We start from the raw sequence: 12,680 nt of genomic DNA on the forward strand, positions 1-12,680 counted from the left end.
TTAATTTCGGCAAAGGGGGCACAAGTATGGTACAACCTTATAGACATGAACCATTCACAGATTTCACAGTGGAAGCAAATAAACAGGCTTTTGAAGCCGGTTTACAACAAGTACAAGCGTATCTTGGCCAAGACCACCCGTTAGTGATTGGCGGAGAACGGGTGACGACGGAAGATAAGATCGTTTCAATCAACCCAGCTAATAAAGAAGAAGTAATTGGTCGCGTATCAAAAGCGAATAAAGAGTTAGCTGAAAAGGCTATGCAAGCAGCAGATGCCGCATTCAAATGGTGGAGCAAAACAAAACCGGAAATGCGCGCTGATATTTTGTTCCGTGCTGCTGCGATTGTGCGTCGCCGCAAGCATGAGTTTTCCGCATTGCTTGTGAAGGAAGCCGGAAAACCTTGGAGAGAAGCGGATGCGGACACAGCAGAAGCGATTGATTTTATGGAGTATTATGCTCGTCAAATGTTAAAGCTGAAAGAGGGCATTCCGGTAGAAAGCCGTCCAGGTGAGTCGAATCGTTTCTTCTATATTCCGCTTGGCGTCGGTGTGGTGATTTCGCCTTGGAACTTCCCGTTTGCGATCATGGCGGGAACAACAGTAGCTGCTCTTGTTACGGGCAATACCGTTCTTTTAAAACCAGCGAGCACAACGCCTATTGTCGCTTATAAATTTGTGGAAGTGTTGGAGGAAGCAGGTCTTCCAGCCGGCGTATTGAACTATATCCCGGGAAGCGGCGCAGAAGTCGGCGACTACTTAGTGGACCATCCGCGCACTCGCTTTATCAGCTTCACAGGCTCTCGTGATGTCGGCATCCGCATTTACGAGCGCGCAGCGAAAGTACATCCAGGCCAAATTTGGCTCAAACGCGTCATCGCGGAAATGGGCGGAAAAGATACAATCGTGGTCGACAAAGAAGCTGACTTAGAATTGGCAGCTCAATCGATTGTTGCCTCTGCCTTTGGCTTCTCAGGACAAAAATGCTCCGCTTGCTCTCGTGCGGTTGTTCTTGAAGAGGTATACGATCAAGTATTAAATCGCGTCGTCGAGCTAACAAAGCAGTTGAAAGTCGGCAATCCAGAAGAACAAAGCACGTTCATGGGCCCTGTGATCGACCAATCTGCTTACAATAAAATTATGGAATACATTGAAATCGGCAAACAAGAAGGCAAGCTGATGACAGGCGGCGAAGGAGATGACTCAAAAGGCTTCTTCATTCAGCCAACAGTATTCGCCGATGTCGATCCAAAAGCGCGCTTAATGCAAGAAGAAATCTTCGGCCCAGTTGTGGCTTTCACAAAAGCGAAAGATTTCGATCATGCGCTTGAAATTGCCAATAACACCGAATACGGCTTAACGGGAGCGGTCATTTCGAAAAACCGCTTTAACCTTGACAAAGCGCGCGAAGAATTCCATGTCGGTAACCTTTACTTCAACCGCGGATGCACAGGCGCGATTGTCGGTTATCAGCCATTTGGCGGCTTCAACATGTCAGGAACAGACTCAAAAGCAGGCGGCCCTGACTACTTGATTCTTCATATGCAAGCAAAAACGGTATCGGAAATGTTTTAAAGTAAAAACCCCCTCTTGGCGAATGCTGGGAGGGGGTCTAGTGAATTTGTCGATGCGCAAAAAATCCACCTCTGTCCAAACGGCGACTGAGGTGGATTTTTCTAAAATTCCTCTGTCCAAATGGTAAAAATATTGTTGTTATACTTACGTTTCTTTGAAGAGCCTCATATACTTGGTAACATAAAGAAACCCTCGTGTTATGGGGAGAGGTGTAAAGCCAGACTGGAAAAAGAGTGGGTTTCATTTTACAGAGCATAAAATGGATAAGGACTTAGCTCCTCACTTATGAAGACATACCTCTGATATATCCAGTAAGGGGCTTTGGAGCCAGATGAAGTATTCTAACAATGAATAAAGAGTGTGGTTAGGTAACAAACATTAAATTGGGGGGCGGAAATATGAAGACTTTTGGAATAGCTCCTAAATTCTCATCATGATTTCGTGTTCAGGTTTGGATATTTGAAGAAAATCATTAGGAGGCGCGGTGATCTTGAGTGTAAATATGTATGGATTAAAGAGAAAAACATTTTATCAGCTTCTTCATTTCTTCCAAAGCTATGCGGACATTATTGAAAAAATCATTTTGTTTGGTTCGCGGGCACGAGGTGATTATAAAGAAACATCGGATATTGATATTGCGATTAAATTTAGAAAAAACAACGAGCAGCTATATCGCATTCAAGACGATTTGGCTGAAGTCAATATAATTTATACAGTAGATGTGATCGATTATGACAAAATAAGTAACGGAAAACTCAAATCGTATATTGATCAAGAAGGGAAAACGATCTTTTTAACGAATGATCGGGGGGAGATAGTTGTGACGATGAATAAAATCATAGATAAGCTTTCTGATTTTGAGAAGGCGTTATATAAACTTCATCAAAGCGTCGGGCGTGATGTCACGAAAGACGACCTTGTTCTTGATGCGACGATTCAGCGGTTTGAATTTACATATGATCTGGCATGGAAATGGATGAAAAGTTATTTGGAATACAACGGAAACAACGAAGTAACAAGCCCGCGAAAGACGATAAAGGAAGCGTTTAAAGAAGGACTCATTCAAGACGGAGAAACGTGGATTCAAATGCTGGAAGACAGAAACAGAACATCACACACGTATGATGAGCAAATAGCGATGGAAATTTATGAACACATTCGCCAGAGATACGTTTATCTATTTGATCGGTTATTGATGGAAATGAAAAAGCGAGTGGAGGAGTTAGAGAAATAACGCGATATGTTGTCCCCACAGGTTTTCCCACCCTAGATGTCCGACGATTCGGAGTTCTTTTTTGTACCTTGGATATTTTACGTATGGAAGGCTCCGTTTGGTTTTCTCATTTGATTTCTCCATCAATCTCTCAATCCAGTGATCAAAGAACAGCATCGATTTATTTTATGATAGAGTCGGATCATGGAACAGACAACGCTTGTCCTTGTCCGAAGTCGATTCATCTCCCGCTTTCATCAAGCTGTACAAGATTCAGAAACGCGAGACTTCCCGACTGAATAAAGCCAGCTTGGAAAAAACGCTTTTTGTTTATGGACAGAATTTTTCTAAATAGAGGAACGATGGTCGGCTATCAGCCATTTGGCGGCTTCAGCATGTCAGGAACAGATCCAAAATCAGGCGGCCCTGACTACTTGATTCTTCACGTGCAAGCAAAAACGGTATCGGAAATGTTTTAATGAAAATCCCTCTCTGCCTAGGCAGGGAGGTTTTTCATTATGCTACATTCCCGCGTTTATCCCCTTCAAGTGATGTACAAAGCCGCTTTTTCCCTTCTTTTGCTTTGTGTAAGTAGAACTAGTTTTAGACACTTTAAATGTCCGAAGATCACTGTTGATACAAAATGGTTTCCTTTTTTAGTAATAAATTTATTTACATCAGTGGAAGGAAATTTACTGGTTTTGTCGAATTTTGGTTAATTGTAAATATTTGTGTAGATATGTGGGGGGACAAAATAAGGAGGGGAGATGAAAGCGTTTATATGAATATGTGAGACAAATGACGGAAGAAATCAATCGCGCATTGCCTGCGCTTTTGCCCGATGGCTGATAAGAGGTGGATCGGTGGTATCAAAGACCACATGCCAAGCTTGGCATACCGCATTTCAAAAGGAATCATCCTTGCGCTGTAAATCTGGAAAGGGGGAGAAGAGGCTAAGATGATTCATATTTTGGTTGTCGATGACCATCGGCTTGTTGGTGAGGGGACAAAGAAAGTACTGGAAAATGAATCAGACTTTCATGTGGAGCTTGTAACATCTGGAAAAGATGTGGAACCAATCATAGAAAGGTACACCTATGATGCATATTTGCTGGATTGGCAGATGCCGGGGATAAGTGGAGTCGAATTAGGTAAGCGAATTCTGCAAAAACAACCAGATGCGAAAATTGTTATGTATACCGGATATGACATTGCGCCTTTTTTTCATTACTTGATCGAATCAGGTATCACCGGCTTTGTCAGTAAAACGGCGACAAGCGAGCAATTAATCACAGCGATTCGTTGCGCATTAAGGAACGAAGCGGTGGTTCCTGTGCATTTGTTGCGCCGGATGCAGCTTTCTGAGGTGAAGGACCGAACGCAAGAAGGCGAACCGGTCGCACTGAGCCCCCTTGAGCAGGAAATATTAATGGAAGTTGCCAATGGCTTAGGCAATAAGGAGATTGCAAAAAAATGTCATATCAGCCAACGCAGCATCGAACGGCAGCTATCCCGTATTTTTGCCAAACTGCAAGTCTCTTCAAGGATCGAAGCGGTGGAAAAAGCTAGAAGGCTAGGGCTGATCCCCGCGATTCACATGGAAAATTAACGCCTCTTTCCAACCGGTGAGGCGTTTTCTTTTTTAAACCCGCCAACCTGTGGCGGGCTTCCGCCAAAAAATGGCGGGGTTCCGCCACAGGTTGGCGGTGAAAAAGTGATAGTTTTGATTTATATTTATAGTATAAAAATCAGACAGATGGGGGGATTTTTATGTTCAAAAAGGGTTATTTATCTATTTTTTCGCTAGTTACAGGGTTGGCTTTCTTCTCAACTAATACTTTTGCAACTACTGATATTGTGGATAATGATGCTTTAAGCAACGCTCCTGGATTCTCTGAACAAAAGGGAAATTGGATCTACAAGACAGGTTCTGGATACTACAATGATTATCGGATCGTTTCAGCGACCGTTAATGGCTTTGATCCTGATTATGCCTATATTTGGAGATTTTATGCACACGATAAAAATGCCGCTCATTATGTCTATTTAAACAATAAAGATTTTACAAATCCAAGAACAGCTTATCAAATAGATGAGCTTGGTGGTATTGTCTATATTAATCAAAATACAGCACCCGGAGGCTGGAATTTTCTAAAAACTAATAAAGAGTGGAATCATATGATTGTAATTAACACATCTTTAACTACCAAGGTAGGAAATGTGGGAGCAGATGCTACAAAAATTACTTATTAATTTGGGGGTGAATACTTTGAAAAAAGAATTTTTGGTTGCTGGAGTTACTGGTGTGATATTAGCCATTTCACTTGTAATATCTAATGGTATGGATTTTACTGGGAAAAGAGAAAACGTGGCTCAGGCAAGTGAAAATATCCAAAAAGTAAAAGTTCAAAATACAAATGAACAAAAAACTAAAATTCAAACCTTAATGTTAAATTCTATTGACCATTATAAAACAGCAAAAGGATCGTTTGAATATTTTAGTGAATCAGGTGATTTTTATATCAGTGTAGATTATCAAACAAATCTTTCTGATAGCCCACAATCTTATGAAAAAGTGTATGGACTGGGTAAGGAAAATAATAATGGTATAGTTAATGCGACTGAGTTGGGCTATGAAGTGAGTATATATGATGGAGAAAATTTGATTAACTACAATAGTGGTTCTAGCGATCATCAAACGAATAGTGTTACTAAGAGCAATGTTCCTATAAAAACTATCGTAAAAGTAGGAAAAGTGAGTGAAAAGGAGCGTAATTATTTAAAAAACACGAGTATTCATGAACGGATTACTACAGTAGATGGAGAAAAAGCCTATATACACAGAGTAGATCCATCCTATATGGGGATAGCGAAGACTTCTTTATTTCCAGAAGATATAGCAATGGGATTCTTAGTAGATAGTACACTATGGGATATCACAGGACAGGAAATTATAGCAGGAATTAAGACAATAGTAATAGAAGGTAAACTCAATAGCGAATATTCAAAACGATATAACGCAAAAACTTTCAAATTAAATATAGATCCAAAAACTGGAATAATGATACAAATGGAAGTTTTTGATTCCTCAGGTATCATTAAGGAATCAATAAAAACGAAAAATATTGAAATTAATAAAAATTTAGATGTCAATTTGTTCTCGATTTTTTGATGATTATGTTTCATTAAAATTATTATAAAAAATTAATGAAATAGAGGTAGATCATTAAGATATAATTTTTTAACTTAAATGAATACACATTGAATCAAAAATAATGTATTAAAACATACGGGCCTCTTTGCAATGACAAAGAGGTTTGATTGTTATGTATCAGGAATTTTATTTTGATTTATCTATTCGGAAATATTTATATCCGTATGTTAGGAATTTATAAAAACAGTGAAAATGCCCCGCGGTGAGGCGTTTTCTTTTTAAGCCCGCCATTTAGTGGCGGAGTTCCGCCACAGGTTGGCGGTAGAGGCAAACAGAAAGAGAAGTATAATAGAAAAAAGTCGCGCATGCCTAGAGAGTATGTTTAAGCCTTAAAGATCGAATCGTCTTGACGGCCTACGGCTGTTAGAAGGACATATGAATGTTATATGCATCCTTATTGGTGAATGGGCGATCAGTGTAATCTGTGATATACAGCCTCGTTTTTAGCTAAGGAGAAGGAGGGAAAAGATGATTCGATTAGAAAATATCAGCCAATCATTTAAGCACCATTCTAGCAAAATCAAAATTTTAAATCATGTTGATCTAGTGATTCAGCAAGGGAGCTGGGTGTCGATTGTCGGTCCGTCCGGATCAGGGAAATCGACTTTATTAAAAATTATGACGGGCTTATTAAAACCGGATACAGGGACTGTTTATTACCGGGATCTCGATCTCTATCGAATGGGCGAACGAGAAAAAAGCGATTTCCGCCGACGTCATATTGGGTTTGTATTTCAAGATTTTAAATTATTGCCGTATTATTCGGTTTTAGACAATGTGATCCTCCCTTTATATTATGATAAAAAGAAACAGGAATTATATGAAAAAGCGAAAATGCTGTTGCTATCGCTCGGCATTCAAGAGCCGTTATTTTCCCGGCTGCCGAATGACTTATCCGGAGGAGAAAAGCAGCGCGTTGCCTTTGCGCGTGCGCTCATTGCCGATCCGGACGTATTGGTTTGCGATGAGCCGACAGGGAATTTAGATCGGGAGAATCGCGATCATATGATTGAGATTTTGCGTTCCTTCAACCAGCAAGGAAAAACGATGATTTTAGTGACCCATGATATGGAAGTGGCGGCCCACTCTAATTGCATTTATTTATTAAAAGATGGGCTTCTTCTGCCAAATGAGGTGAATGTATGATCCGGATCGTTTGGCGTCGTCTCGTTCACCGGAAAATGGCAACAATGACGATGCTGGCCGCTCTTATCAGCGTCTATACGCTGATTCCGTTCGGCCTTTTCCAAGCGAAAGAAGCGAAATCAACGGTCGACAGCAGCATTGAGAAATATGGAAGGGGTACATATGATCTATTAGTTCGTCCTGCCTCATCAAGAACGCAAGTGGAAAAAACGCTTGGCGTCGTCGAGGAAAACTATATTGGCGATGGAAAGGGCGGCTTTTCCATCGCCGAGTGGAAGCGGATCAAAGCCGATCCGCTGATTGAAGCGGCTGCTCCTGTTGCTTCATTAGGCTACTTTCGCGGCAAGCAGTTTTCCCTAGAGCTCCCTTTTTTGGAAAATCCGTCGAGATTCACCTATCAATTTTATACATCAGACGGATATAAAAACTATCCGCTCGGTTCTTCGGGAACATTTGTCTATTTTGAACAGCTCGATCCTGGAACGACTCAGTATGTTACCACAGCACAGCGTTTTGGAAGCGCAGCCATGATGATTGAGATGCCGGAGAATTATTACCTTTTGGTCGCCATTGACCCGGAAAGCGAACAGCAGTTAACCGGCATTGACTTTTCCAAATTAGAAGAACCGCTGGAACTGGATCGCCCTCAGGATCCAAAAGCGATGATGCTAAAAATGACGCTTGAAAATTACGGGAATCCCCCTGTTGTAAAGGTGCTTCAGCGTGATGATTTGAATATCCCCGTTTTTCTTCGCCTGCAAGTGGATACGCTTGAGGTAAGCATCGAGAAGTATCTTCGCAGCCTCCATTTGCAGCAAGGGCAATGGATGATGAGTGCAAGCCCGGAGAAAATCGCCGAGGTTTTAAAGGAACTGAAAAAGGAGAGAGTCGTGCAATCGAAAACGATCGATTTAGATTTATCGAAGTTTCAAAAGCCGTTTGATGGTACGGCGCTGATTCTTAATGACCAGTGGCAGTTAAATGTTGCGCAAAGATATTCAATTGGCGGCGATACGTCCGTTTATTATGTCGCCTCTAAAATTGTTTATCAGCATCTTGATTCCATTCCGACCATCCATATCGTACAGCCTGGTGAGCCGCCGTCTTATAAGCAGGTAGAAAAACGGGGCGTCTCGATGGCGACTGCAACGAAACTCCCTTTTATTATTGAACAGGTAGGCACGTTTTCTCCGAAAAAAGAGCCCAGCAACAAGCTTGCTTCAAGCCCTCTGGGCATTTATGGAGGGATGGAGGCAACAACCGAAGAGGGCCGCACATTAACGCCGACAACAGTACCCGGAAGTTTCATTCCAGCGCCCGCCAGCGGTGTGACGACGTTGGAAGCGGCTGAACTGATCAAAGGAAAGAAACCGATTGATGCCATTCGCGTTCGAATTGCTGGAATTAAAAAGTATGATGAGGCAGCCCGCCGGAAAATTGAACAGGTGGCCGCTAAGTTGTTGAAGCAGGGATATGAGGTAGATGTCGTAGCCGGCGCTTCGTTTAAGGAAATGACGCTTGATGTCGAGGGGATCGGCAAAGTCAAGGAGCCGTGGACAACGTTAGGAGTCGCCCAACGGCTGACACATACATGGAATGATATGAGTCTTGTAACCACATTTTTGTTTTCTTGCTTTGCCCTGCTTTGGCTCGCTATGAGACTCGTTTTTGAAAAAAATCTGCTGGCTCTTGAAAATGAATATCTAACTCTCCTTGGTTGGCGAGAAGGACAGATTCGCAAGCGAAATGCCATAGAGCAATATTTGCTTATGACGGTTGCCTTAGCGGCGTCTTTTAGCATTTTATATGGTTTGGATGCCGCCCTGCCGCTATATGGGGTGGCCGCTGGTTTGTGGATGTTTTCCATAGTGCTTGTGACATTTTTGCTTCACAGAAAAGAAGAACGAAAGGAGCGAACGATCGCTTATCGCCGTTTTTCTTCCATTCGTTATTATCGGCGCTGGATTGTTCCGATGATGGGGATTTTATCGCTTGCCGCCGTGTTGCTGGCTGTACAGATCGCCGCGTTGACCGCTGCCCTGCAGGAGACGGCAGAGACCGCCTTAGGGGAGTATATAAGAAATGCGACCTTTTGGGTGCAAATCTCGATCATTTTATCGTCAACTGGCCTTGCCGCCATCGGTGTGAGCGAAGGGGTTCATACGCTATTGAGCGAACGAAAAAGCGAGTTTCAAATGTATGAGATGATCGGTTGGACAAGAAGAACGAGGCTCTGGCATTTTGCAAAGGAAATAGCGGTTTGGGCTCTTTCTGCCATCATTCTCGGATTGGCTTTTGCCAGCCTTGCCCTTTATTTGCTTCATGTTTCCTTTATGTGGAGCGTGATGGGATTAAGCAGTTCGTTTGTGATCTTGGCGATCATGATCGCGGTTATCGTATGGACGCGCCATTTTGATGCGGTTTAGCCTAAATGGTATCTTCCCTCTCCAGCTTTGCCTGGAGAGGGAATGGGTTTTGGGTTGTTTGCCCTATGCCGGTTGCCTGCCTCTCAGACAGAAAAATCGTAAATCGCTTGTTCGAGCAAGATCGTTTGATTTTGTGGCATTCCCGTGATTCCGCATAAAAAAGGGCGATTGATATATAGAGCCCTTCCGGATGAAAGCTTCGCAGATTCATAAAAACGCATCTTGATATGGCCAGCGGGAATCTCCGCATAAGAGCCAAATCGGTCAGCATGATAGCGGACTAAAGAAGAAGGAATATCAAATAAGTGGCAATATTTTTGGACCGACTCGTCGAGGTGGTCCGCTTGAATGCCGATATAGGAAAGGGTTGGCTGTCCATGATGATGCTGCATCAGCTGTTTCATTTCCTGCTTCCGTATGCTGTCTTGTTGCCCCCATTGAATAAAAAATGGATAGCGGTATGTGCGATGGGACTCATCTCTAATAAACAGCATCGACCAGCTGAGCACGGTCCCGTCTTCTCGTTGCCGGTTTCCGGCAAATGGGCCAATGGGGGTTAATCCTTTTTCAGAAATATGGTTCATGATGGCATGGATGTCATTTGTGCGAAAGGCGATTTGTGAAAAGCCGGCCCCTTGGGCGGAGTCTGTGACGATTTGCTGGATCAGTCTATTATCAGACTTTTTCGCTTTGTTAAGGTCCATAAAGCCAATCCATTCAATGTAGCGCAAGTCACGGAAATAGCATAGGCAATTATACGTTCCCCAATCGTGATGAATACCGCCCTGTACGGCGTGGAAGCCCATTTGTGCAAAAGCAGCTTTCGCTTCTCTGGGGGATGCTGTTAGATGAACAAGATGGTCAAAGGTCACTTGCATGGGTCTCTCTCCTTTTCATATATCCATAGAAACGGTTGATTGCGGCATGTTTCAATATGGCTGTTTGATGATCGCCGAAGTGATGCTTTGGTCATGTGGCTGCATGATGAAATCAGCTTGTATTTATTATAAAAATAAGAAGGAAAAAGCGCCAATACCCCCTTTTCTATACTTCGCTGGCGTCTCGGCGGATTGGCCATTCGCATAGAAAGGTAGAAAGGGTTCACAAAGAGGAATTTTTTTAACAAAAGCGAATGTAGTATAGTATGAATCCGATAGAGAGGAGGGCATAGGATGGGTATGGTAGATCTATCCAAAAGGGAGGTTTGGCAGCGTTTTATACGAGAAGGAATATTGGATCAAGGAAGAATCCATCACAGAATTGAAGAATCATGGCAGCTTTGCCGCCGCTATAATGTTAATCCATACGATGGAAAGGGGAAAGTTGTGCTGGAACCGCCTTTATTGCTGGAGCGGAAGCAAAAAAATCGGCGATTGCTGCAGCTGGCAGTTCCTGTTTTAGAAAAGCTACAGAAGCTGATTCAGGAGACAAAATCGCTTTTGTTGTTAATTGATCGCGATGGATATGTTTTATACGCGAATGGACATCAGCAAGCGATCAAGAAAGCTAAAGCGATTCGTTTTACAGAAGGAGTGAAATGGACCGAGGATGAGGTTGGAACAAATGCGATTGGCACAGCGCTAAGAATTCAGGAGCCGATCACCGTTGTCGGCGATGAGCACTACTCAGTCGCTTCCCAGCAATGGATATGTTCAGCTACGCCTATCTATAATGAAAAGAAAGAATTAGTTGGAGCGATTGATCTTTCTTGCCCCATCAACAGCTCTCTGCTTCAAGACCATGCTTTAGCCACTGTTGTTGCCGCCGCTTATACCATCGAACAGCGATTTCAGCTACAAAAGAAAGAAGATCTATTAGAACTATTTAAGTATACACATCACATTCCCAATCCTCATTCTCCGGTTGTCATCTGCGACTGTCATGAAAAAACGGTATGGATGAACCATGGGTTGCGCGCTTTCTTGCCTAATTTAACCGATCAGCCACTGGAATCCCTTTGTGAACAAAAATGGAGAATTCAAACAAAAAAACCGATTCACTCTGCCGTTGATGGTGAGTTGATCGGCTATGAGGTGACGCTTCAGAGAACCGCCGTTTATCCACAAACCTTTTACTTCTCTGCGCCATCCTTTCATTTTGATGGTGTTGCGGGAGAAAGCGAGGTGTTTGCCCATGTTTTGCAAAGCTGCGAAAAAGCAGCAAAAACAGAGACCACGGTTTATATGACGGGAGAAACCGGTACCGGAAAGGAAATGCTCGCCCGCTTTATTCATCAAAATAGCAACCGGAAAAACAAACCGTTTGTGGCGGTCAACTGCGGCGCCATTCCAAAAGAGCTGATTGGCAGTGAATTGTTTGGCTATGCAGAAGGAGCGTTTACAGGGGCCAAGCGGACAGGACATAAGGGGAAATTTGTGCAGGCGAATGGTGGAACCTTGTTTCTTGATGAAATGGGCGAGATCCCTCCAGAGATGCAAGTAGCACTTTTAAGGGTGCTTCAAGAGCGTGAGGTGGTACCTATTGGGGGCGATAAAGCCATTCCGGTTGATGTGAGAATCATTACGGCCACTCATCGCGACTTATACAAGCTAGTGCAGGAAGGAAAACTTAGGGAGGATTTGTTCTACCGAATTTATGTGTACCCCATTCATGTACCGCCGCTTAGAGAGAGAAAAGAAGATATTCCCTTTTTTATTGAGCATTACTGTCAAAAACACCATTGGACGGTAACCTTTTCAGATCAGCTGCTGCAATTATTGATGAATTATCACTGGCCTGGAAATATCCGCGAACTGTTGAATGTTTTGGAAAGAATCCGTGTGGAATATGGGACGCATCTCCCATCGGTTTCTCAGCTTCAGTCGATGCTTGTAGCTTGGAATCAAAATAAAGAAAAAGCGGAGCAGAATCAAGCACTATCTTACAGAGAGAAGATCGAAAAAGAACGAATGATGAACGTATTGCAGATCACGAACGGAAATGTCAGCAAAGCAGCGGCTACGCTTAATATTTCGCGAAGCACCCTTTATCGTAAACTGAAAAAATACCAGCTCATGTAGAACATCCTAGAAAAGTGTTCCGTTTCTCCGCGTTCTGCGCAAAAGGGAAAAGGTTCGCCAATGAACAAAAATGAAACAAAATGATAC

Annotated in this window: 10 protein-coding genes; 9 read left to right on the forward strand and 1 reads right to left on the reverse strand. The window is 42.9% G+C overall.

Annotated features, from left to right (window positions below; genetic code table 11):
• Positions 1-26: 26 nt before the first annotated feature.
• From pruA to GGQ95_RS09950, 8 genes are all read left to right on the forward strand, one after another.
• Positions 27-1,574 (forward strand): L-glutamate gamma-semialdehyde dehydrogenase, encoded by a 1,548-nt coding sequence (gene pruA, locus GGQ95_RS09915; RefSeq protein WP_183186690.1) that lies wholly within the window; start codon positions 27-29, stop codon positions 1,572-1,574.
• Positions 1,575-2,076: 502 nt separating this feature from the next.
• On the forward strand, positions 2,077-2,808 hold the full coding sequence (locus GGQ95_RS09920; RefSeq protein WP_080859679.1) for an HI0074 family nucleotidyltransferase substrate-binding subunit: 732 nt from the start codon (positions 2,077-2,079) through the stop codon (positions 2,806-2,808).
• 305 nt (positions 2,809-3,113) lie between these two features.
• Positions 3,114-3,266: a hypothetical protein gene (locus GGQ95_RS09925; protein WP_161491015.1), complete on the forward strand. Its 153-nt coding sequence runs from the start codon at positions 3,114-3,116 to the stop codon at positions 3,264-3,266.
• A 479-nt stretch (positions 3,267-3,745) separates the two neighbouring features.
• Positions 3,746-4,396 (forward strand): response regulator, encoded by a 651-nt coding sequence (locus GGQ95_RS09930; protein ID WP_080859653.1) that lies wholly within the window; start codon positions 3,746-3,748, stop codon positions 4,394-4,396.
• Positions 4,397-4,557: 161 nt separating this feature from the next.
• Positions 4,558-5,040: a hypothetical protein gene (locus GGQ95_RS09935; RefSeq protein WP_080859651.1), complete on the forward strand. Its 483-nt coding sequence runs from the start codon at positions 4,558-4,560 to the stop codon at positions 5,038-5,040.
• Positions 5,018-5,959, forward strand: coding sequence for a hypothetical protein (locus GGQ95_RS09940; protein ID WP_244963672.1), 942 nt, complete (start codon positions 5,018-5,020; stop codon positions 5,957-5,959). Before GGQ95_RS09935 ends, GGQ95_RS09940 begins: the two co-directional genes overlap by 23 nt.
• Before the next feature lie 510 nt (positions 5,960-6,469).
• The gene (locus GGQ95_RS09945; RefSeq protein WP_044741348.1) at positions 6,470-7,147 is read left to right on the forward strand and encodes an ABC transporter ATP-binding protein; all 678 of its coding nucleotides are present in this window, start codon (positions 6,470-6,472) and stop codon (positions 7,145-7,147) included.
• Entirely contained in the window at positions 7,144-9,573 is a 2,430-nt protein-coding gene (locus GGQ95_RS09950; RefSeq protein ID WP_159719264.1) for an ABC transporter permease, read from the forward strand. Before GGQ95_RS09945 ends, GGQ95_RS09950 begins: the two co-directional genes overlap by 4 nt.
• Positions 9,574-9,656: 83 nt before the next feature.
• On the opposite strand, the gene GGQ95_RS09955 is transcribed toward GGQ95_RS09950, so the two are convergent.
• A complete protein-coding gene (locus GGQ95_RS09955; protein ID WP_183186691.1) occupies positions 9,657-10,451 on the reverse strand; it encodes a VOC family protein in 795 nt (264 codons plus the stop codon).
• 294 nt (positions 10,452-10,745) lie between these two features.
• On the opposite strand from GGQ95_RS09955, the gene GGQ95_RS09960 reads away from it, so the two are divergent.
• Positions 10,746-12,593 (forward strand): sigma-54-dependent Fis family transcriptional regulator, encoded by a 1,848-nt coding sequence (locus GGQ95_RS09960; protein ID WP_159719266.1) that lies wholly within the window; start codon positions 10,746-10,748, stop codon positions 12,591-12,593.
• Positions 12,594-12,680: the final 87 nt, after the last annotated feature.

This window comes from Anoxybacteroides rupiense, assembly GCF_014196195.1.
Lineage (GTDB): Bacteria > Bacillota > Bacilli > Bacillales > Anoxybacillaceae > Anoxybacteroides > Anoxybacteroides rupiense.